Source organism: Microcoleus sp. A006_D1 (genome assembly GCF_036702805.1).
In the GTDB taxonomy this organism is placed as follows: domain Bacteria; phylum Cyanobacteriota; class Cyanobacteriia; order Cyanobacteriales; family Microcoleaceae; genus Microcoleus.
In genome coordinates this window covers 12520-33279 of sequence record NZ_JAUBVZ010000016.1, presented here as the reverse complement: position 1 = coordinate 33279, position 20760 = coordinate 12520, and the positions used below count along the sequence as shown (strand labels likewise).

General features: G+C 43.9%; 21 protein-coding genes and 1 pseudogene. 14 read left to right on the top strand and 8 right to left on the bottom strand.

The genetic code is table 11. The annotated features are described in order from the left end of the window. Positions 1 to 42: 42 nt before the first annotated feature. Complete coding sequence (locus tag QUB68_RS23400; RefSeq protein WP_332996932.1) at positions 43 to 561, bottom strand: pyroglutamyl-peptidase I family protein; 519 nt, start codon at positions 559 to 561, stop codon at positions 43 to 45. 156 nt (positions 562 to 717) lie between these two features. Between QUB68_RS23400 and hisH the strand changes: the two genes are divergently transcribed. After that, a complete protein-coding gene (gene hisH / locus QUB68_RS23395; protein WP_332996930.1) occupies positions 718 to 1353 on the top strand; it encodes an imidazole glycerol phosphate synthase subunit HisH in 636 nt (211 codons plus the stop codon). 168 nt (positions 1354 to 1521) lie between these two features. Here the strand turns inward: hisH and QUB68_RS23390 are convergent, their stop codons facing one another. Continuing rightward, positions 1522 to 2844, bottom strand: a complete 1323-nt coding sequence (locus QUB68_RS23390) for an NB-ARC domain-containing protein (protein ID WP_332996928.1) — start codon at positions 2842 to 2844, stop codon at positions 1522 to 1524. 368 nt (positions 2845 to 3212) lie between these two features. Here QUB68_RS23390 and QUB68_RS23385 point away from each other — a divergent pair, with 368 nt between their 5' ends. From QUB68_RS23385 to QUB68_RS23335, 11 genes are all read left to right on the top strand, one after another. After that, entirely contained in the window at positions 3213 to 3683 is a 471-nt protein-coding gene (locus tag QUB68_RS23385) for a CHAP domain-containing protein (RefSeq protein ID WP_332996926.1), read from the top strand. Positions 3684 to 3822: 139 nt separating this feature from the next. After that, complete coding sequence (locus QUB68_RS23380) at positions 3823 to 4278, top strand: hypothetical protein (protein WP_332996924.1); 456 nt, start codon at positions 3823 to 3825, stop codon at positions 4276 to 4278. A gap of 128 nt (positions 4279 to 4406) precedes the next feature. After that, on the top strand, positions 4407 to 4550 hold the full coding sequence (locus QUB68_RS23375; RefSeq protein ID WP_332996922.1) for a hypothetical protein: 144 nt from the start codon (positions 4407 to 4409) through the stop codon (positions 4548 to 4550). A 104-nt stretch (positions 4551 to 4654) separates the two neighbouring features. Continuing rightward, a complete protein-coding gene (rsmD, locus tag QUB68_RS23370; RefSeq protein WP_332996920.1) occupies positions 4655 to 5197 on the top strand; it encodes a 16S rRNA (guanine(966)-N(2))-methyltransferase RsmD in 543 nt (180 codons plus the stop codon). 256 nt (positions 5198 to 5453) lie between these two features. After that, complete coding sequence (gene glmM, locus QUB68_RS23365) at positions 5454 to 6914, top strand: phosphoglucosamine mutase (RefSeq protein WP_332996919.1); 1461 nt, start codon at positions 5454 to 5456, stop codon at positions 6912 to 6914. Between the two features lie 192 nt (positions 6915 to 7106). After that, positions 7107 to 8729, top strand: coding sequence for a glycosyltransferase family 39 protein (locus QUB68_RS23360; protein ID WP_332996917.1), 1623 nt, complete (start codon positions 7107 to 7109; stop codon positions 8727 to 8729). Positions 8730 to 8747: 18 nt separating this feature from the next. Then, complete coding sequence (gene hpsN, locus QUB68_RS23355) at positions 8748 to 9722, top strand: hormogonium polysaccharide biosynthesis glycosyltransferase HpsN (protein WP_332996915.1); 975 nt, start codon at positions 8748 to 8750, stop codon at positions 9720 to 9722. 37 nt (positions 9723 to 9759) lie between these two features. Further along, positions 9760 to 10929, top strand: a complete 1170-nt coding sequence (gene hpsO, locus QUB68_RS23350; RefSeq protein WP_332996914.1) for a hormogonium polysaccharide biosynthesis glycosyltransferase HpsO — start codon at positions 9760 to 9762, stop codon at positions 10927 to 10929. 179 nt (positions 10930 to 11108) lie between these two features. Next, positions 11109 to 11321 (top strand): hypothetical protein, encoded by a 213-nt coding sequence (locus tag QUB68_RS23345; RefSeq protein ID WP_332996911.1) that lies wholly within the window; start codon positions 11109 to 11111, stop codon positions 11319 to 11321. Further along, a complete protein-coding gene (locus tag QUB68_RS23340; RefSeq protein ID WP_332996909.1) occupies positions 11318 to 11497 on the top strand; it encodes a hypothetical protein in 180 nt (59 codons plus the stop codon). The genes QUB68_RS23345 and QUB68_RS23340 overlap by 4 nt, the downstream gene beginning before the upstream one ends. Before the next feature lie 44 nt (positions 11498 to 11541). Next, positions 11542 to 11697, top strand: a complete 156-nt coding sequence (locus tag QUB68_RS23335) for a hypothetical protein (protein WP_332996907.1) — start codon at positions 11542 to 11544, stop codon at positions 11695 to 11697. 60 nt (positions 11698 to 11757) lie between these two features. On the opposite strand, the pseudogene QUB68_RS23330 reads toward QUB68_RS23335, so the two are convergent. Both QUB68_RS23330 and QUB68_RS23325 read right to left on the bottom strand, forming a co-directional pair. After that, positions 11758 to 12537: pseudogene (locus tag QUB68_RS23330) on the bottom strand (RloB family protein). Continuing rightward, complete coding sequence (locus tag QUB68_RS23325) at positions 12530 to 13819, bottom strand: AAA family ATPase (RefSeq protein ID WP_332996905.1); 1290 nt, start codon at positions 13817 to 13819, stop codon at positions 12530 to 12532. The pseudogene QUB68_RS23330 and the gene QUB68_RS23325 overlap by 8 nt, the downstream one beginning before the upstream one ends. Positions 13820 to 13918: 99 nt before the next feature. Between QUB68_RS23325 and hpsP the strand changes: the two genes are divergently transcribed. Then, the gene (gene hpsP / locus QUB68_RS23320; RefSeq protein WP_332996904.1) at positions 13919 to 15157 is read left to right on the top strand and encodes a hormogonium polysaccharide biosynthesis glycosyltransferase HpsP; all 1239 of its coding nucleotides are present in this window, start codon (positions 13919 to 13921) and stop codon (positions 15155 to 15157) included. A gap of 12 nt (positions 15158 to 15169) precedes the next feature. Here hpsP and QUB68_RS23315 read toward each other — a convergent pair whose 3' ends face one another. The 4 genes from QUB68_RS23315 to QUB68_RS23300 form a co-directional block, all read right to left on the bottom strand. Then, positions 15170 to 17134, bottom strand: coding sequence for a TerD family protein (locus QUB68_RS23315; RefSeq protein ID WP_332996902.1), 1965 nt, complete (start codon positions 17132 to 17134; stop codon positions 15170 to 15172). A gap of 225 nt (positions 17135 to 17359) precedes the next feature. Then, positions 17360 to 17920, bottom strand: coding sequence for a TerD family protein (locus tag QUB68_RS23310; protein WP_332996900.1), 561 nt, complete (start codon positions 17918 to 17920; stop codon positions 17360 to 17362). 233 nt (positions 17921 to 18153) lie between these two features. Beyond that, positions 18154 to 18558, bottom strand: a complete 405-nt coding sequence (locus tag QUB68_RS23305; RefSeq protein ID WP_332996898.1) for a DUF4359 domain-containing protein — start codon at positions 18556 to 18558, stop codon at positions 18154 to 18156. A gap of 244 nt (positions 18559 to 18802) precedes the next feature. Next, positions 18803 to 19768, bottom strand: a complete 966-nt coding sequence (locus tag QUB68_RS23300; protein ID WP_332996896.1) for a M48 family metallopeptidase — start codon at positions 19766 to 19768, stop codon at positions 18803 to 18805. A 223-nt stretch (positions 19769 to 19991) separates the two neighbouring features. On the opposite strand from QUB68_RS23300, the gene QUB68_RS23295 reads away from it, so the two are divergent. After that, positions 19992 to 20543 (top strand): 1,2-dihydroxy-3-keto-5-methylthiopentene dioxygenase, encoded by a 552-nt coding sequence (locus tag QUB68_RS23295; protein WP_332997082.1) that lies wholly within the window; start codon positions 19992 to 19994, stop codon positions 20541 to 20543. Positions 20544 to 20760: the final 217 nt, after the last annotated feature.

Sequence of the window (20760 nt, the reverse complement as noted above, 5' to 3'; positions counted from 1 at the left end):
TTTGGGGACGAGTCACGAGAAATATAGGAAGAAACCCGGTTTCTAGTCTCTGCTTGTAGTTAGGCGGCGCATAATTAATAAAAAATCGGCGACAATCTTGTCGGTGTTTTCGGAAGTTAAAATCGGGACGTGGACGAAAATACATTTAGCGGTAAGTTGAGCATCGCAAATATTCTTTAAAACTGCATAATATAGGGCTTCGCAAACATATTTCCCGGCTTCGTGACTGATTTCTGTGGCGGCTAAATCGGCGACTAGCGGTTCGAGATTGACTGCTGTTTTCAGCATATCTGTATCGCAGCAAGCGCAGGATTCTACGGTTAATTTTGACCTGCTTTCGGCCATGCCGCAGCAGATAATGGTGTGGGGTTGGATTTGGTTGATCTGGGCGATCGCCAAATTCGCTGCTAGCTGGGCATCTACGGGCAGTTTCCTCAAAAAAATCACGGAATTAGGCAAAGATTGCATTTGGGAAATTTTGGCTAATAAGTCGTCAGAAGAGTTGGATTTCTGATGGGGAAGCCAAGTATCAAATGAGGTTAGCAGGATTTTATTAGTCATATAATGTCCTGTCTATCGATCGCAATCAAATAGGTTTGATCGTTCGGACTAAAGTCCTCTGGATTTGATGCGGACTAAAGTCCGAACGATCGAACCTTTATTACGGGTGATTTTGTGCAATAATACTGATATTGATACTATAAGGCAAGTAAGTCAATGTCTGTCATTGCAGTAGTGGACTATGACATGGGTAATCTGCACTCGGTCTGTAAAGGCTTGGAAAATGTGGGTGCAGTGCCAAAAATTACGGATTCTCCTGCTACCATCGAGCAGGCTGATGCGGTGGTTTTGCCGGGTGTGGGCTCGTTCGATCCGGCAATGCAGAATTTACGATCGCGCAATTTGATAGAACCGATAAAAAGTGCGATCGCCTCGGGGAAGCCTTTTTTAGGCATTTGTTTGGGTTTGCAAATTCTGTTTGACAGTTCCGAAGAAGGCGTAGAACCGGGATTGGGCGTGATTGCGGGAAAAGTACGCAGGTTTCAATCGGAACCGGGGTTGACAATTCCACACATGGGATGGAATCAATTGGAATTTGCTCAGCCGAATCTGTCGCTGTGGGATGGTTTACCATCCGATCCTTGGGTTTATTTCGTGCATTCTTATTATGTTGATCCTGTTGATTTGGAAGTGCGATCGGCAATGGTGACTCACGGGAGTCAAAACGTGACGGCGGCTATAGCTAAAGACAATCTGATGGCCGTACAATTTCACCCGGAAAAGTCTTCGAGTACGGGATTGAAAATGCTGTCAAATTTTGTCAGTTTGGTGAAGACAAAAGTTGCCGCTTAGGTAATATATCTCTTGCCTCAGTCGTTTTAATCGGAACGGGCAAGATGCCCATTCCACAAGAAAAAAACTTTTGGTGGAATGGGCATCTTGCCCGTCCTAGCTATTTTTGTAAGAGGTCTACTGATCTCGGAAAACTATTATCTCACAGCATATCGCACCAGCTAATACCTATCGCTCGATCGCATATTTCCTCACTACAGGCTGCAACGTAAAAGCGACATTACCGCTGACTGTGATTTTTTCAATTAGCGATCGCCATCCCAGAGATTCCAGCACTTCCATCAAATTCGAGGTCTTAACCGGTGCAGAAAGTCCCCCGCGCAATTGGGCGAGATCCATTGGCACTCCCGCAGTTGCCAACTGCTTCATCACCTCTGTTTCCAACACGGAAAGCCGCTGAAATTGCTGGGATAAAATGTGATTTATTTGACCTAAAAATACCGTGTTTTCTCTAATAAATTCCGAAGTTTTACCGTTAAATAGCTCTAAAATCATTGCCGAAACAATCCTCAGCGCCAAAGGATGACCGGCATAACATTCAATCAATTCGTCCCATTCTCTTTCTTTAACTAAGCCTCTTTCTTGCAGGATTTCCCGCGCTGCCATATTGTCTAAACCTGTGAGTTTATACGAGCGCACGGGGCGAGTTTGACCTTCCAACAAAGCAATGTCTCTTGATTTTTCGGAACTGGTAAGCAACAAACAGCTTTGATGGTTGGATTCTGCTATTTGTCTGAACAGCTTTTCGTAGTCTTCGTAGCCCGATCGATATTTGCCAGCCAAACCGCCCGTATCTAAAATCGTTTCCACACCGTCAAGCACAATTAAACAGCGGTGCGCTTGCAAATACTCGATCAGCCTGGAAACGCCGTAACCCAGGTTTTCCGGCAGTTTTTTGCCCTGACAGTCGCAGATAAATTGAATTAAGCCGGTCGCCAAATCTTGACAACTCGGTTGATTTGACAAACTCCGCCAGATCACAAAATCAAACTCGTGCTGAATTTGCTTGACTAATTGCGCGCAAAGTGCAGTTTTGCCAATTCCCCCCATCCCGAAGATCGCAACTAAACGACAGCGATCGCCCGAAATCCAGTTTTTCAACAAACCCAATTCTTCCCGGCGGCCGCAAAAACCCGAAATATCCGGCAATTCGCTGCAATTTTGGCGGATTTGAGGAGTTGGCGCGGGCGCGAGATTGCCGGAAATATCCCCGGAAGTGCGATCGTCAGCTTCGAGTCGCAGTCCAAAAGCTGCAAACAAACTCTCAATTTTGGCTTTGTCAGCCGGTGCTCGCCGGTTCAATATATTAGACACCGTATCCGTGGAGACGAAAGAGGGAGAATTGGGATTAGATCCAGGATCTGTGAGCTCCGAGATATTTTGCAAGCTGGGGCGATCGGTAAATTTGAGGTAAATAGCGTCCCAGATTTTCTTCCATCCTTTGTCTGTCAGTATTCTGCCGCGATCGCGCCTTGCTTTGGGTAAAGTCATGTGGATTTTAGATTTTAGATTTTAGATTTTAAATCGGGAACTCGATTCGGGCGCGCACTCCGCGCCGGCTACCTTACTATGCACTGCGATTGAGACTTTGGGCGCGCAGCGAACACCTTGTCAGATATGGGATGTACGCCGAAGTAAATCGGAATTTGCGATCGATCCGGGAGAAACCGGAGTTAACAAACCGCGCTCCTTAAATTTTATAACGCCTGAAACCCTTTCCGAGCAAAGGCTTGACAAAAATATTTCTGCACTTCCTTAACTCCTTGTTTAACTCCGTCTTCTCCCGTTTCGGTTTTTTTGCGCTTCTGCGAAAGTATCAACAGTTAAGCAAACAACCGCAAACAAACAAGGAATCAATCATGAAATTATTTACTTCTTCCTCCAAAATCTCTCTCGTATTGTTCACTGCTTTGGCCGCCGCCAGCACTGTTGTAACTGCGACTTTCTCCAATATCAAACCAGCGGTAGCAGCACAATTTTGCCAGTGTCCGATTTACGTAAACAACCGCTTTCAACTGCGACCTCCCTACGTTTGGAGTGCCAAAGATTACGGTCAGGTTTTGCAACGCCAAGGCTTCCGTCAAGTTGGCCCTCAACCCGGTGCTGTCGTAATTATGCAGCCTTCATTCCCAGGTGCTGACGGCACTCACGGCCACATTGGGGTCGTACAAAATGTTAATGGTAACGGGACAATCGGCGTCCGCGGCACCAACCAAAATGCCCGTTTTGGTTACGGTTTGCCAGGTGAATTCAACTGCAACAATGTCAGTGTTGTTAACTTTGGAACTTCTGTTAACGGCCGCCGCGATATCTCGTTTTGGGTTCGTTGAAATAAACGGTAGGTTACCAGATCTATCTATTGACCAACACCTGAAATTTTAGATTTTAGTTGAATACCCAGATTCCTCTGGGCAGTCAACTAAAATCTAAAATCTAAAATCTAAAATCGCTTGACAAGGAAGACAAAACATGATGACTCAACACCAACTGCAAACAGGATTCGGAAAACTAGCTATTGTCGGAACGCTGTCTGTAATGGCGATCGGCTCAACCGCCGAAATGAGCTTAGCAATTCCCCTCAGACCAATTCTCCGCCGCGCTGTCGAAGGCATATTAGGAATTCCATCTAATCCTCAAAATCTCCCAGAAAATCAACAGCAATTTCCCCAAGGAGCCGCTGGTTCTCCTGAAACTTTTCCGGCAAATGCTGCACCTCAATATCCCGGACAACCCAATACTTTGCCTCAATACCCAACTCCCCAACAGCCAACTTATCAACAACCAACTTATCAACAACCAACTTATCCGCCGGCACCTGGATATCCGCAAGCAGGATATCCAGTTTATCCGCAACCTTATCCTGCACCAGCACCGGCATCTCCTCCGGCGCGGCAAACCCAGCCGGTGATTATCAACAACTTTTAATCGCTGTTATGTCGCAGGGGCAATCCCCGGTGGTTGCCCAAAATTCCCGGTTGATAGCTAGCTCAAGTGCAGCTTATTAGCCATTACCAATTCGCCATTACCAATTCGCCATTACCAATTATAAATTTATGAATACTCCTCCTGTTTCGTTTCCGGTTAAAGTGGTGTTAGTATCGCTCGTAGTCAGCAATACTGTTTTATGTGTAAAACAGGCTCAGACACCAGTACCTGAGTGCAATCAACAAGAAAATACTGTAAAATCTGGGTTTTAAACGATACCAGTTTCCCAAAATAATGCAACTGTAATTCGCATCCAAACCCATATCTATTCAGTCATCCTCAATTCTAAAATTTAAAATCTAAAATCTAAAATTGTATGAGTCTGAGAATCTGCGGCAACCGCCAAATTAAAACTCTGCCGGGACTTGCAACTCGCCCGACACCTTCGCGAGTTAGAGAAGCTTTATTTAATATTTGGCAGGGGACGATCGCAGATTGCAGGTGGCTTGACATTTGTACCGGCAGCGGTTCGATGGGTGCAGAAGCTTTGTGTCGCCAAGCCGCGAGTGTCACGGGTATCGAACAGTCGGCGAAAGCTTGTGCAATTATCCGCGAAAACTGGGAGCAAGTAGCAGACTCTTCCCAAACATTCCAAATATTGCGGGGAAACGCGACGGCGAAATTGGCGGCTCTCGCCCCACAGCAGTTCGATCGCATTTACTTCGATCCGCCCTACGCCAGCGACTTGTACGAACCTGTTTTAAACGCGATCGCCAGCCAAGAAATGCTAGCACCTGATGGCGAAATCGCGATCGAACACAGCCCGGAGCGATCGACCCAACCGATTCCCGGTCTAGAAATTTGCCGCCAAAAAGTATACGGCAATACAGCATTAACTTTCTATACGCGCAGTTGCTAACAGGCTCAAACGGCTGCGGCGGCGTCACTCTGGATGCAGAAAAAAAACCGGGTTTCACAGGGCGCGCCCGGAAATAAAAGTTTTTCTATTGAATGCAATACAAATTTTTCCGAGGAAGTTAAGCTTGCTGCATGGGTTGTCAAAGCAACTTGGGCGATCGATCCCCGAAATAAATCGAGTTTACGCTGAAAATAAAGACTTTCAGTTGTAACATAAGTTGCAAAGTGTGAGTGTGAATATTCCTAAAGGAGTGAATATGGTTCAGACACCTTCGCGCCATCGTGGTAGCGAATTTCCGGCTGCTAACTCGGCAGTGCCAGCCAAACGCGATGCGATTTTGGTGGGCAATAGCCTCTGCCTGCCAAATACCAAACTCTTCGGCACCGACGGCATTCGCGGGAAAGTTGGAGAATTGCTGAATGCGCCCCTCGCGCTGCAAGTTGGCTTCTGGGCGGGACAAGTTCTCCGCCAAAATGCCCCCAACCAGGGGCCTGTTATTTTGGGGCAAGACAGCAGGAATTCTAGCGATATGCTGGCAATGGCGCTGTCAGCGGGTTTGACAGCCGCCGGTTTGGAAGTGTGGAATTTGGGCTTGTGTCCGACTCCCTGCGTTGCTTATCTGGCAAGCATTTCGGATTCTGTCGGCGGAGTGATGATTTCGGCTAGCCACAATCCCCCAGAAGACAACGGGATTAAGTTTTTCGGCTCAAACGGCTCGAAGCTGTCGCAGCAGTTGCAGGAACAAATCGAAGCGGGAATCCGGGGGGCTAAGGTTCCGGTTGCTAGTTTTGCTTTGGGACAACACTACCACCGTCAGGAGTTGGTGAAAGATTATGCTGCTTCTCTCTCTGATTCGCTGCAACAGATGAATTTGTCGGGAATGCGGGTGGTTTTGGATTTGGCCTGGGGGGCGGCGGCTGGTTTGGCACCGCAGGTGTTCGAGCAAATGGGGGCGGATGTGATCTGTTTGCACAACTCTCCTGATGGATCTCGCATTAATGTTAACTGCGGTTCTACTCATCTCGACAGTTTGCAAGCTGCGGTTGTGGAGTACAATGCTGATTTGGGATTTGCTTTTGACGGTGATGCCGATCGAGTTTTGGGTGTTGACAACAAAGGTCGATCGATTGACGGCGATTACATTCTTTATCTGTGGGGCCGGCAATTGCGCGACTCCGAACAGTTACCGGATAATTTAATTATTTCTACTGTAATGGCTAACCTCGGCTTCGAGCGAGCTTGGGAAGAATTGGGGGGCAAACTAACTAGAACAAACGTGGGAGATCAGCACGTTCATGCTGAAATGCAGCGCACCGGTGCGATGTTGGGCGGCGAACAGTCGGGACACATTCTTTGTCCGCATTTCGGTATCAGTGGCGATGGTTTGTTGACAGCTTTGCATATGGCTTCGCTGGTGCGCCAGTCCGGGCAATCTTTGGCACAATTGGTAAGTGGCAGTTTCCAAACTTATCCGCAGTTGCTGCGAAATATTCGGGTGGACGATCGTGAAAAACGCCTGAAATGGCACGAGTGCGAGGCAATGCAACGGGCGATCGATCGTGCTAAAACTGCAATGGGAGAACAGGGACGGGTTTTGGTTCGCGCTTCTGGCACTGAACCGCTGATCCGAGTTATGGTAGAAGCTGCCAGCGCCGAATTGGCTAATTTCTGGACTGAAAATTTAGTCTTAGCCGTTCAGCAACACATAGCTATTTGATGGAAATGGGGAATTAATCTGAAGGAAGAATGGAGAAGCAAGAAGGAAGAATGAAGAATAAAGAACAATCTATAGAAATATAGGGAAAATTGAAACTCATTTCTCATTCTTTATTCCCTCTCTCCTAAATAACTAAAACCTTCTTTCTTCATTTCCCCATTTCTGATTTTATGAACAGCAAATCAATTCAAAATGGGCTTGCAGCGAAATTCCTTGAAAATTTTAATTGTCGTCATATTACTAACTGGGATATTTTTTCGCTTTACAAACCTCGATCGCAAAGTCTACTCTTTCGACGAATCTATCACCTCGCTGCGAATTTCTGGCTACACCTGGACGGAAATGGTGCAGCAAGATTTTCAAGGCAAAACAATTAGCGTCGAAGATTTGCAGCGGAAATATCAGCAGATAAATTCCGAAAAAAGTTGGTTAGATACTATTAAAGGTTTAGCTACAGAAGAACCTCAACTGTCGCCGCTGTATTTTATTTTAGCCAGATTTTGGGTGCAGTTGTTCGGCCCGCAAGTGGCGACTGTCAGAAGTCTTTCAGCTTGGATTAGTTTGTTACTTTTCCCCAGCATTTATTGGCTGTGCTGGGAATTATTTCAGTCTACCTCTGCGGGATGGATGGCTGTTACAATCGTCGCTGTGTCGCCCTTTCACGTCTTGTACGCGCAAGAGGCAAGGCCGTACATGATGTTTGCAGTCCTCGTCTTGCTGTCGAATGCAATTCTGCTGCGGGCGTTAGCGAAGCCCTCGAAGAGGATCGCACTACAAAACTCTACCGCCACATCTAAATTGAGCAAGGCCGTTTGGTTCATTTATGCGATCGCCCTGACTTTTGGACTCTATTCTAGTTTATTATTCTTTTTAGTAATATTCGCCCACGGCATCTATGTAATTATCACTGAAAATTGGCGTTTTAGCAAAATATTGATTGCTTACTTACTAGCTTCAGCGGCAGCAACCATCATTTTTGCACCTTGGATTTTGGTATTAATTCATAACTCGCGAAAAGTCGAGGCAACAGTAGGCTTTCCCCGCATTTCCCTGTCTTTTATGTCTTCACTTAAACCTTTAATTATCATCACCTGCCGAATGTTTGTAGACACGCATTGGGCGGGCGGGATTATCAATTTTGGTTCCAGCAAGTTCGCGACAGATTTAATCAGAGTGATTGTAGCGGCCGCATTGCTGTTAGCGATCGCCTATTCAATATGCTTGCTCTACCGCTCAACTCCGAAACGAGTTTGGCTATTTGTATTGACAGCGATCGCAATTCCAGCGATAGTATTGATAGCAGTCGGAGGCGTTGCCGATCGCTATCTAGTTATCTATATTTTAGCAGTCCAGCTAGCTGTTGCCTACCTGTTCGCAACTAAAATTTCAGTCGCCACCAATCCCCGACAACAAAAGCTGTGGCAGATCGGTTTAATCGCCATAATTTCAAGTGAAATAGTTTCTTGTGCCGTCAGCTCGCAGTCACAACTTTGGTGGAACAAATATCCCTCTAGCACTAGATACAATCCCGGAGTAGCCGCGATTGTGAATCAAGCCCAAAAACCGTTAGTGATTTGTCACGGAGGCAACAACATCACCGGAAAAATACTATCTGTCAGCTATCTGCTGAAACCGCAAGTACAGCTTTTGCTGGCAGTTAAACCCGAGCAAGTCAAAATTCCTGAGGGTTTTAGCGATGTGTTTCTCTACCGAAGCACCGAGCTATTGCAATTTGAATTAGAACAAGTGCAAAAATATAAAATTACACCAATTTACCCACCGGGCAATGTCTGGCTTTGGCGTTTAGAGAAATAATGAAAGCGGCAACTGCGAATGATGATTTCTGTTGTGATACCCACCTACAACCGCGAGCAACCCCTGCGAGAAACATTGGCTGATGCGATTCGGCAAAATTACCCGAATTTTGAAGTGCTGGTAATCGATCAAACTCGCACCCACGAATCGGAAACTCAAGTTTATTTAGAGGAATTGGCAAATGCTGGCAAAATTCGGTGGTTTCGGGTAGATTGGGCGAGTTTACCGGGAGCTCGAAATTATGCAGTGCGGCGCGCAGTTGGAGAGATTATTTTATTTATTGACGATGATGTACAATTGCCAGATGGTTTTTTGGCGGCTCACGCTGGCAACTATTTAGAAAAACCGGATGTGGTAGGTGTGGCGGGCAGGGTTTTTGACAGAATGAAACTGGATAATTCTGGAGGGGATTTGGCGATCGAATATTTGCCCCCAGAAGCGATGGATGCAGGCATTGCGTGGTATTTTATCGATTTGGTGCATACCGTAAAACCGCAGCAGGTGCTCTCGGCTAGAGGCTGCAATATGTCATTTCGCTCCTCAGTTTTTGTCGAATGCGGGCTGAGGTTTGACGAGCGGTTTGCAGGGAGTGCGGTGCGGGAGGAGTCGGATTTTTGTTTGAGATTGCGATCGACTAACATGAAAATTTGGTACGATCCCACTGCCTGTTTAGTTCACTTGGGGGAGGAGAGCGGCGGATGTCACGATGTCAGCACGCGATCGATCGAATATCAAGTCACATTTTATCACAACCACTTCCTGATGGGATTGAAAAATTTAACCGTCTTTCAATGCCTGCGATTTTTCGCCAAACTCTTTGACTGCCACGTTTTGGGGAATCCGCCTTGTCATAAAAGCCGATCGCCCATTAAAATTATTGTTCGACTTACTTTTTATATCCTCGGCTTGATTAGCGCCATCAATACATTAATTCAGTCCCTCTGGAACGACGGACAAATTTACACTCATCAAGATCACATTAACCTTAAATAATTACAATTATCAACTACCAATTACCAATGACTGAACAATGAGAATCTTGGTTGCCAGCCACACCTATATAGTTGACATAAATAGGGAAAAATTTAAAATATTAGCCAACCTAGAACCAGACATTGAAGTAACAATTGTAGTGCCGCGACGCTGGAAACCCGGAGGCGTACAAAATAAAATTATAGAAACGCAATTCTGTCAACAAGGGTCATTTAAAGTAGTACCCGTCTCCAACTTTAGTCAAAACAATCAAGGATTGCTAACATTTGGCACAGATATAATTAAACTATTGCAGGAATTCCAGCCGCAGATTATCCAAGTCGAACAGGGTTCAAAATCCCTAGCCTACACCCAATTAATTATACTCAATAAATTACTCAAACTCCAAGCCAAAAATATATTATTTACCTGGTGGAACCTATCCTATGAATTGAAATGGCCTATTTCTGTCTTAGAAAATTGCAATCTTCAGAATACCGACGGGATTATTGCCGGCAATTTAGATGGTTCTAAAATTCTGCACCAGCGGGGTTACACAGGTATGATGGAAGTAATGCCGCAACTCGGAGTAGATGAAACATTGTTTCTGCCTACTGGTAAAGACGCTGATTTATCGCTAAAATTAGGCATTGAACCGACCGATTTTGTGGTAGGATTTGTCGGGCGGTTTGTCGAAGAAAAAGGACTGCTCACTTTAGCTGAATCCTTGGCAGGGTTGAAAAAAAGCTCTTGGAAGTGGCTGTTAGTAGGACAAGGAAAATTACGGGCGCACCTCGAAGAAAAATGTATAGAATGGGGCATCAGCGACCGAATAATCTGGATAGAAAGCGTTTCCCACGAAGCAATACCCCCCTACATTAACTTAATGAACTGCTTGGTATTGCCCTCGCAAACCAGCTATAAATTCAAAACTTTGACTACTGTGGGTTGGAAAGAACAATTTGGTCACGTTTTAATCGAAGCGATGGCTTGTAAAATTCCGGTTATCGGTTCCGACTGCGGGGAAATTCCCCACGTCATCGGCGATGCGGGGTTAGTCTTCCCGGAGGGAAATGCAGCGGTTTTGCGAGATTGTTTGCGGCAATTGATGGAGCGGCGGGAGTTGGCTGCTGATTTGGGCGATCGGGGTTATCATAGAGCCATGACCAATTATACAAATAAAGCTTTAGCTGAGCAGTTATTGGAATTCTACAAAAAATTGTTGTAACTTTTAGCTATAATGCAAGTGTTAAATAAAAAAAACTGTGGTAAATGTCTATTCCTCCCGACATACGCTCTTTGGTTAGCGAACTATACCAGGTACTAGACGATACCGAACGCCAAGCAACGCAGGGACTTTTTGCACTTAGAAGAGCAATGTCTCTTTTTCCCCAGAATGAAATACTGATGCAATACTTTTCTTCTATCACCAATTTTCAATTCAACGTAGCAGGTACTCGCTTACAAGCCGAGCACATGGTGGGCAATGTATTGATGGCTGGTGTGCCGGATGAAGATGTTCAAAAAGCAGGAGATTATTTAGCAGCCTTGCTACATATTGCTCCCGAATCGAAAATTATGATAGACAAAGTAGTTGAGAAATTAGAAGCATTGCCATGAAACAATTACCTGATGAAAGCCAACTCCTGGAAATCCTTGAAATTGTGAAAGCCGCTGAAGCCAAAGCCAGTGAGATGTATGATTTTTCCAAGAAAATATCTCACAATACCCAAATTACAGCAACCAAGAGAGAGGAAGCTGAACAGCTAGACGGGCAGCCTTTTCAAGATAATTAAATTTGTAATGGGAGATGTTGGTATGTTGATTTAAATAACTATCCGTGATGCGAATTCTCCAAATTATCCCCTCAATTTCTCTTGTCTACGGCGGCCCGAGTCAAATGGTACTAGGACTTTCTGCCGCCCTTGCTTCCCAAGGTATTGATGTCACAATTATCACTACAAATGTGCACGGCGCACGCGATCGGTATAAGTAGCGGGTCAAACACTTTTTGGGTAAGTCCTGAATCGGATGTATGTCCTGTCAAAATCTCCGATTAATCAGGAATAAAACTGTTAAGTTCTTCCACTAGCAGATGCACCGTTGTCGAAGGATTATCACTTTCAGGATTAGGGCGATCGTATTCCAACAAAAGCTTTTTTGCGTGTTTAATCGCATCCTGCTGTTTGTTTTTTAGTTCCTCGTAAATCGTCTCGCTGTTTTTCTGATACTCGTGTCCGAGCAACTTCGTCAACATATTTTGATAATCCTTGCGAGAAATTCCAGTATTATAAAAATGGAAGTGTACTAAATACCAAAGTTCAAAAGCATCATTGGAGTAAGCTACTTTAATGCCGTTATTTTTGGCAAGAGTTATAGCTCAATACGGTTCACTTAAGAGAGATCCCCCCTAACCCCCCTTAAAAAGGGGGGGACAAGAATGCTCTCAAAGTCCCCCTTCTTAAGGGGGATTTAGGGGGATCTCCGGGGCGTAAATAGTGTTAAGTAAACCGTATTGAGTTATAGCTTCATTAAAATTTTGCGCGTCGTTAGAATTTTTACCGTTTATATCGCGATCGAACACACACCAAAATCGATCGCTTTCGTCGTATTCTGAGTTTTTTTTTAACTCAATAGCTTTTTCTACTAAACTCTTCGTGTTTCTCCCTTCTCCCTTGATATCAAGCTTGATTACCTTTGTGTCTACCGGGAAACTTCTAAAATAGTTTGGTTCTGTTTTCTCACCTTCGCAGAAAATTAAAAACCATATTCTATTTTTAACTTTTCGGTTATAATAATCAATATTTGTTCTTTTCGATGAACTTTTTTTACGCATCAAGTTCACCTAGAAGTTCTTTGAAATTACCAATAAAAGGGATAGCGCCATACTTACCGATAATGTAATCGCGCTCAAATGAGGCATCTTTTCCTACTTTATACTCCACCAAAGAATACAAATCAGTAGCGCCCTTATTATCCTTCTCGGTAAACCATATTTGATCTCGGCGAAAAGCCTTGCTGCTGAGCAGATTTGTGTCGTGTGTCGTGAATATAAGCTGTGCGTTGTGCGGATTAGTCTCGTTAGAATTGAATAAGCAGATTAATTCGCGAGTAATCAACGGATGCAGTCTGGCATCAAGTTCATCAATTAATAAAATCTTTCCTGTCCTTAAAGTATCCAGGAGAAGGCCTGCTAATGCAAACAATTTGTTTGTTCCCTCGGATTCATGCTTTTCGATATCAAATAATTCGATAGCAGTCTGTTTACCGTCACTATCATATTTCCGATGAACTGTTTTTACGGTTGGTTTGCTTTCAGAATTAAGATATAAACTACCGCCGTAGGAACTAGCATATAATGCCTTATTATTGGAAATAATAAATACAGGTTGATTTGTGATTTGGATATCAGCAATACCCAAGTCTAATTTTTTGATAAACTCAATAATATCATCTCTGTGGCGATCGTTCTCAAAAGACTCTAAAGTTTCCTTGCGGTATTGTGTATCTTGCAAGCCTGATATCAATTGCAAATTTTTACTGAACCACAGCAGAATTTTTCCAGAAAGTTTACCATTAAATTGTGCGACAACAGAAAGAAATAAAGCATTGCTTCTAGTTTTATCGCTAATGCCTTGCCCCTCGGGGAAATCATCTAATATAAAATTGTCTAAATCCCGTTCAAAAAGCATTTTTTCTGCATAGTCATCAGTTTGAAACAACCACTCAGCAACAACTTGTTCCGTGTTAATCTCAAAACCATATCTAAAATTTTTGCCTTCTAGCAAGAAAACGATTTCAAAGAAGGATGGCTCTTTTTCTGTCTCTGTGCTTAGCCTGAACGCTTCAATATCGATCGCCTCTGAAACTTGCGTTTCTTTGGATGAGTTGAGGACAAACCACTTCATAAAGCTAATAGCAGCAACAAGATTGCTTTTGCCGCTGGCATTTGCTCCATAAATAGCAGCACTTTTAAGCAATTTTAATTTATGATGGATTTCAAATAAATTGTTTTCGTCAAGCTCTTTATCATCCTCCGTAATTGAGGAAGCTACCATGCTGAGGGTGACAGTTTCTTTAAAAGATTTGTAGTTGCCGACGCTGAATCCAATCAGCATAACCTGCCTCCGATCGCCTAAATGAGTATAAAATACAAGATTTGCAATTTTTCTTATGATAACACAACAAGCTACCCCAACTAAAACCAAGTGCTAATCATGCGAATCCTTCAAATAATACCCTCAATTTCTCTTGTCTACGGCGGCCCGAGTCAAATGGTACTGGGACTTTCTGCCGCCCTCGCTTCCCAAGGCATTGATGTCACAATTATCACCACAGATTCTAATGGAGATATTGGTCAACCTCCCTTAGATGTGCCGTTAAATCAACCAATCAAACAAAACGGTTATCAGATTATTTATTTCCGCTGTTCTCCCTTCCGCAGATATAAATTTTCCCTGAGTTTATTGCAGTGGTTGAATCAAAATGCGCGACAATTTGACCTCGCCCACATTCACGCTTTGTTCTCGCCAGTAACTACCCTCGCCGCTACAATTGCGAGATATCATAAGTTGCCGTATATTATCCGTCCCTGCGGTATGCTTGACCCCGCAGATTTGCAGAAAAAAAAGCGCTTGAAGCAGATTTATGCTGCACTTTTAGAACGCCCTAATTTAGCAGGTGCAGCAGCGATTCACTTCACTAGCAAACAAGAAGCTAAAATTTCAGAAAGATTTGGTTTGGATAGCACAAGCAAGATGCCTGTGCCACTAGATTTTATGCCACAACATAGCACAGGCAAGATGCCTGTGCCACAAGATTTTATGCCACTAGATTTGGTTATTCCATTGGGGGTGATGGCAGATTCATCTCCTGATTTATTGCCGGATTCTCAAGTACCAATTATATTATTTATGTCGCGAATTGAACCCAAAAAAGGATTAGATTTGCTCATCCCGGCACTGGAAAGTATTTTAGCAGACGGCATAAAATTTCACTTTATTTTAGCAGGTTCCAATCCGCAAGATGCATATTATGAAACTCAAATTAAAGAACAAATACAAAATTCAAATTTAGGAACATTTACAACAATAACGGGCTTTGTTAGCGGTGATTTAAAAGCGGAAGTGTTGAGAAAGGCTGACTTATTTGTGTTGCCTTCCTATTACGAAAACTTCGGCATTGCTGTGGCAGAAGCGATGGCGGCTGGTGTACCTGTTGCTATTTCCGATCGCGTACATATTTCCGCAGACATCCAGCAAGCAGAAGCGGGCTGGGTTGCGCCTCTGGAAGTAGGGGCGATCGCCTCCACGATCAAATCAGCACTCCTGGCACCACAGGAACGCCAGCGGCGGGGCTTGAACGCGCAAGCTTATGCCAAAAAGCATTATAACTGGGAGGCGATCGCCCGACAAACCATCAATGCCTACCAGCACATTTTGTCATCTATTAACTAACGCGACTGAAATTTACCTTTTACTTCTTTTCCTGCGGCGAGTTTTTGTGCTGCTGCTATCAGAATCTGTCGGCGAGATGTCTGCATCGCTGCTATTGGTTTTAATCTCAGTAGAGTCAGAGTTTGAGGCACTACTAGCGGATTTTTTTCTAACTATAATCGGAACATTCGGAACTCCACCACAGCGTCGCCCCAAGGAGTCGATATTCCTGCGATAATCGCAGATTACAGCCTGTGCAGTCGGTTCTTGACACTCATTGATAAAGTTTTTGGCTAATTGGTAATTATTGCCGTCTCCCTGCTTTGAGAAAAGTTCTCCAGCTTGATTAAAGTCTGCTACTGCTTGCGATTTAGTTCCCAGCATACAGCGAATAGCGCCTCGTTCCATATAAGCCAAACCATAATTAGGATTAACGCGAATAGCTTGTTCGTAATTCCCGATCGCCTTTTGCTTATCTCCCAATTCATAGTATGCTTGACCGCGACCAAAATAAGCTTCTGCCAAGTTAGGATTGAATTGCAGTGCTCGATCGTAATTGTAAATTGCCTGCTGCTTGTTTCCCTGTTTTGAAGTAGCAATTCCCAATCCGAGATAAGCTTGGGGTATGTTGGGATTCAGCCCTAAAGCTTGAGTAAAATTTGCGATCGCCCCCGGAACATCTCCCTTTTGAATTTTCAAAGAACCTTGGTTGCTGAAAGTTGCGGCTTTTTGAGCGATCGCCACTCTTTGACTGATAACAGCGTGATTGGCTCGGTAACTAGATAACTTATTTTGAGCTAGATTATAAACAGGCGTACGTGAATCGATCGCTTCTAAAAGTGCGATCGCCTGTTGCCATTTACTTTGCGACTGATGCCAAACTTCCATCGGATGAGGCGGTTTTTGCACCAGCACAGCAGCTTCCATCGCCAATTTTTGAGCTGCTTCTAGACTTTCAGCCGCCTGTAAGTTTTGCTCTACAGGAACCAAACTCGGGCGCAGTTGCAGCAAATCAGCTCTAGCTTGCTGATACCCAAAGCCGGGGAAGTTAGGAATTTTCTCTAAATTCGCGATCGTTTCTTTAAGTCGTTTATCGAAACTTCTGAGCAGATTTACATCGCTTGCTTGCGCTGCATTCTGCGTTTCAACTGCCAGTATTTTCGATTGCTTCAGCGTTTCATTTCCCGATCGCATAAAGGCGATCGCTCCTGCACCTGTCCCCAACACCAAAACCCCTAAACTTGCCGCTATAGCTAGCGGTATTTTGCGACTTCCCGAATTAACTTGATTGTTAATTTGCGATCGCCGCCGGCTCCCCGTCTCGCCGGAAGGTTCCTGTTCTGGCTCCACCTCCAACTCCCAAGCCGGCAACTGCAAATCATCTGCTGCTGTTCCCGCTGTCAACTCGTGAGTAATTGGAGAAATATTATTGCTGTTTCCGCTTTTATACTTGTCAACAAAACTCTGCAATCCTGACTGATATCCTTGTCCTACCGCCTGAAATTTCCACTCTCCATTCTTTCTATACAAACGACCAAATTCTACAGCAGTCTCTCGCGAAAAATTCTCTTTTAATTCATACCGAACCAGTTCGCTTCCCGTATCCAAATTGGTAATTTTGATAAAAGCACTTTTGATGTTGCTAAAGTTGGCATTAATTTTTTCTGCTTCATGAATAGTGACAGCAAAAGTTATTTCGGCAATTTCTGGATTAATTTTATCTAAAATAACGCCGTAAATAGTCTTCTTTTCTTGACCTCGGTTATTTTTGTCAGAAATCGATTGCAGTAGCGAACCGTCACAGGATTGCAGATTATTGTAAAAGATAAAATATTTATCGTTAGGTAGTTTGCCGTCAGCACCTAGCATAAACGCAGAGACATCAATGTCGTAGCTTTGTCCTGCCTCTGTCACCTGCCAACCGAGGGCGATCGCCATTTTTTTTAAATCCGGCGCTTCTTGAGAGATATTAAATCTCTCACCCTTACTTAATTGCATTGCCATCTGCTTATTTGTCAAACATAAAATTTTATAACTCTCATCTTAATATTAAGTGGCACAATAACTTTTCAATCTTAATAAAACTTAATATTTTGATTTAATAGCGGGCTTGATTAAAAATAGGTGATGCCTGTATCTGAATTTATTGAGATTTACTTAGATATAATTACGTAAGTAAAAACCGGACTTTCTACAAAACCCGGTTGCTAAATTATTACTATTTTAGCTGCAATACTTGTCAACAAAACTCTGCAAGCCTGCCTGATATCCTGCTCCTACCGCCTGAAATCTCCACTCTCCATTCTTTCTATACAAACGACCAAATTCTACAGCAGTTTCTCGCGTAAAATTCTCTTTTAATTCATACCGAACAAGTTCGATTCCCGTATCCAAATTGACAATTTTGATAAAACTATTTCTGATATTGCTAAAATTTGCATTAACTTTCTGTGCTTCGTGAATAGTGACAACAAAAGTTATTTCCTCAATTTCAGGATTAACTTTTTCTAAGATAACGCCGTAAATAGTCTTATTCTCTTTACCTGGGTTGTTGTTTTCAGGAATCGATTGCAGTACCGCACCATCACAGGATTGCAAATTGTTGTAAAAGATAAAATATTTATCGTTAGGTACTTTGCCATCAGAACCTAGCATAAACGCAGAGACATCAATCTCGTAGTTTTGTCCTGCCTCAGCTACCTGCCAACCGAGGGCGATCGCCATTTTTTTTAAATCCGGCGCTTCTTTAGAGATATTAAATCTCTCACCCTTATTTAATTGCATTGCCATTTGCTTATTTGTCAAACATAAAAATTTATACTGCTAATGTTAATATTAAGTGCCACAAGAACTTTTCATCTTTAATAAAAATTAATATTTTGCGTCTCATAGCGGGCTTGATTAAAAAGATGTGCTGCCTGTATCCGAATTTATTGAGATTTACTTACATAGAATTACGCAAGTAAAAACCGGGCTCGATCCCAAACCCGGTTTCTATAATTTAACTGAATTTGACATTACTTTTGAGCATTTTCAGAACTAGGTGGCAGGGTAACAAAATTCCCAAAAGCTCCAACTGTTTGATAGCTTTTTTTACCCAGTTGAGTTTTGTAAATGCTGACAACGCCTAAGTTCTGACGTTCCGTTGTATTGTCGAGCAAGTGTTCGATCGATCGGCGCTGCGAAGTCAGCAAAGTCTCTGCAACGCCACTCAAAGCTTTGGGTACGCGAGAATCATTGCGCACAGTGTTTTTAAACTCGGTTTCGAGCACGCCGGAAGCATAAGTTAGGTATTTGTCTCTCGGAGGATTTGTAAATACCATGCCAGCAGCCAGAACAGTTAGGGCGATCGCAACTTTTCCGACATTGCCGAAAAAATTAGAAGTTGGTTTGTGAGTATTCATCGGTTTATCAATAATCATTTTTTTTCCTAGCCCGTTTGAGTTATTAGCTTATCTAGATTTAAACTACACCTTCTGTGAAACAGATTTCAGAAAGGAGAGGACAGTTTTTAGATTGGAGGCGAGTTGCGAGTAAGTCTCTCACTAGCCTGTCTTCCTTCTACTTTCCTCCCTCGCCCAAATCCGGTAAATTTTCTAAGACTTACGCAAACAGTGGTGTAACGCGCTAATTGTAGCCGCCAGGTGCTTGCGGCACATCCTAAACTTATTTTTGCTGGGATTTTTGCCGATCGATCTCCCGCTGCAACTCCTGAATCTGACGGCGCAAAGCCTCCGTCTCGCTGTTAGATGTTTGGGACTTCACATCAACCGCACCCTCAGCCACAGCCCGCTTGTAGTTTCCCAGCTTAATTTGGCGATATTCCTCCGAACTCGCCCAATCTCGCAAATACCGCAAACGTTCCACCGGGAAAGGGTGACTCAGCATCACGCCTTGGCCGCCGTTGTAAAGTAAAAATTTATACACTTGGTTGAGATTGTCCCGATCGAGCTCTTGATAGTTGTCAGACTGGCGGATAAACTCTTGCAAACTACATTGGTCAGCATATTTACTGCTAACTCCCGCAAGTTTCATCATCGTTTTCATCACATTGTTCAAGTCATCTGTCACCAACAAAGCCGCCCTGTCTGCCGACAATTCAGCCTTGCGGCGCCACTCGTAAAAAGCGAAAATCAAACCGCTGCCGACAATATTTCCCAGCCCAAAAGTCATCTCACCAATTGTCGATGCAATGTTCATCGCCCACATCGCCATTTGATTTAAAGTTGGATGACCGCATTTAATGTGTCCCAACTCGTGAGCCAGCACTACCTTGATTTCTGACTCATCCAACAAGTCTAAAAGACCTGTGTTTAAGACTATGTAGGGCTGGTTTTTTCCCAGGGCATAGCTGTTAACCGCAGGATTCTGAGACACAAACAAACCCGGTTCTGGAAAAACATCTAAATCCTGCACGCACTCTCGAAATATGTGATAAATGCTGGCATATTGGCGCGGCCCGACTTGAATGCTATTTCCCATTAGGTAAACGAATTGCGGTCGTTCGTAGATGAATTCTACAAATTTGCTGGCAATTAAGTCAAATCCAGGTACGCTCCGCAATGCTTCCTCAGCTTGGCGATCGAGGGGATGCTGAAAAGCTTCGCTAGAAATTCCTGTATAAGTAGGCATGATTGTTGCAAAAGTTACATGAATAAGGTCAGTATGGCGATCGCCCGGTGCAGACAGACACCTGACTTATCAATCTTATCGCGACAAAATTGAACTCTTGTGGAACAGGCCGGAGAGCCTGTTCAAATTAACGTTAAAATTGTTTTTCTGCTACAGGCGCGATCGACAAACATCTGGCAAAGTGCCTGTGTATCGCCTGACTCAACAATTGGAACGTACAAAAATGGCTATCCTGCGACACGAAAACGGTACAACCTACACTCAACTGAGCGACATTACCCGCGAACTCGCTCCCTTAAACATTCAACTCAACCGCTGGCGCGTGGGTGACAGTCCACAAATTCAAAATTTGCTAGCCAAAGATGCGCTTAGCGACAGCGAAAAAGAGCAAATCCTGCAAGCCCTAGACGGCTACTTCCAACAACTCCAGGAAACCGCAGGCTATCAGTCCCGCGACTTAATCGTACTGCACCCAGACATTCCGAACCTCGACACCATGCTGTCCAAATTCAACAAGTGCCACATCCACACCGACGATGAAGTGCGCTACATCGTAGCAGGTGAGGGCATTTTCGGCTTCGTGCGGCCAGACGGCACCCAAGTCGAGCTCACGGTACAACCGGAAGAATTTATCAACGTACCGGCGAATACAGAACACTGGTTTTATTTGACAGCAGCCCGGAAAATTAAAGCGGTGCGCTATTTCATTACCACCGAAGGCTGGACGCCGGAATATACGGATACGGAAATTCGATCGCGCTTAGCTGCTGTGTGAAAAGGTTTGTAGTGAGGACTTTAGTCCTCTGATTTATGCGGACTAAAGTCCTCACTACGAACCAATTTTATTGATATATTAGACCTCTTGCAAAATAGCTAGAAACGGGCAAGATGCCCGTTCCACAGAAAAAAATAATTTTGCAAAATAGCTAGAAACGGGCAAGATGCCCGTTCCACAGAAAAAAATAATTTTGCAAAATAGCTAGAAACGGGCA

What these genes read in the sequence shown, in the direction of transcription:
- QUB68_RS23345 (WP_332996911.1), top strand. Translation starts at nt 11,109, where the DNA reads ATGCAATACTTTTCTTCTATCACCAATTTTCAATTCAACGTAGCAGGT.
- QUB68_RS23310 (WP_332996900.1), bottom strand. Translation starts at nt 17,920, where the DNA reads ATGCAATTAAATAAGGGTGAGAGATTTAATATCTCTAAAGAAGCGCCG.
- QUB68_RS23375 (WP_332996922.1), top strand. Translation starts at nt 4,407, where the DNA reads ATGAATACTCCTCCTGTTTCGTTTCCGGTTAAAGTGGTGTTAGTATCG.
- QUB68_RS23340 (WP_332996909.1), top strand. Translation starts at nt 11,318, where the DNA reads ATGAAACAATTACCTGATGAAAGCCAACTCCTGGAAATCCTTGAAATT.
- QUB68_RS23400 (WP_332996932.1), bottom strand. Translation starts at nt 561, where the DNA reads ATGACTAATAAAATCCTGCTAACCTCATTTGATACTTGGCTTCCCCAT.
- QUB68_RS23390 (WP_332996928.1), bottom strand. Translation starts at nt 2,844, where the DNA reads ATGACTTTACCCAAAGCAAGGCGCGATCGCGGCAGAATACTGACAGAC.
- hpsO (WP_332996914.1), top strand. Translation starts at nt 9,760, where the DNA reads ATGAGAATCTTGGTTGCCAGCCACACCTATATAGTTGACATAAATAGG.
- QUB68_RS23295 (WP_332997082.1), top strand. Translation starts at nt 19,992, where the DNA reads ATGGCTATCCTGCGACACGAAAACGGTACAACCTACACTCAACTGAGC.
- hisH (WP_332996930.1), top strand. Translation starts at nt 718, where the DNA reads ATGTCTGTCATTGCAGTAGTGGACTATGACATGGGTAATCTGCACTCG.
- rsmD (WP_332996920.1), top strand. Translation starts at nt 4,655, where the DNA reads ATGAGTCTGAGAATCTGCGGCAACCGCCAAATTAAAACTCTGCCGGGA.
- QUB68_RS23305 (WP_332996898.1), bottom strand. Translation starts at nt 18,558, where the DNA reads ATGATTATTGATAAACCGATGAATACTCACAAACCAACTTCTAATTTT.
- QUB68_RS23360 (WP_332996917.1), top strand. Translation starts at nt 7,107, where the DNA reads ATGGGCTTGCAGCGAAATTCCTTGAAAATTTTAATTGTCGTCATATTA.
- hpsP (WP_332996904.1), top strand. Translation starts at nt 13,919, where the DNA reads ATGCGAATCCTTCAAATAATACCCTCAATTTCTCTTGTCTACGGCGGC.
- QUB68_RS23380 (WP_332996924.1), top strand. Translation starts at nt 3,823, where the DNA reads ATGATGACTCAACACCAACTGCAAACAGGATTCGGAAAACTAGCTATT.
- QUB68_RS23385 (WP_332996926.1), top strand. Translation starts at nt 3,213, where the DNA reads ATGAAATTATTTACTTCTTCCTCCAAAATCTCTCTCGTATTGTTCACT.
- glmM (WP_332996919.1), top strand. Translation starts at nt 5,454, where the DNA reads ATGGTTCAGACACCTTCGCGCCATCGTGGTAGCGAATTTCCGGCTGCT.
- QUB68_RS23300 (WP_332996896.1), bottom strand. Translation starts at nt 19,768, where the DNA reads ATGCCTACTTATACAGGAATTTCTAGCGAAGCTTTTCAGCATCCCCTC.
- QUB68_RS23325 (WP_332996905.1), bottom strand. Translation starts at nt 13,819, where the DNA reads ATGCTGATTGGATTCAGCGTCGGCAACTACAAATCTTTTAAAGAAACT.
- QUB68_RS23315 (WP_332996902.1), bottom strand. Translation starts at nt 17,134, where the DNA reads ATGCAATTAAGTAAGGGTGAGAGATTTAATATCTCTCAAGAAGCGCCG.
- hpsN (WP_332996915.1), top strand. Translation starts at nt 8,748, where the DNA reads ATGATGATTTCTGTTGTGATACCCACCTACAACCGCGAGCAACCCCTG.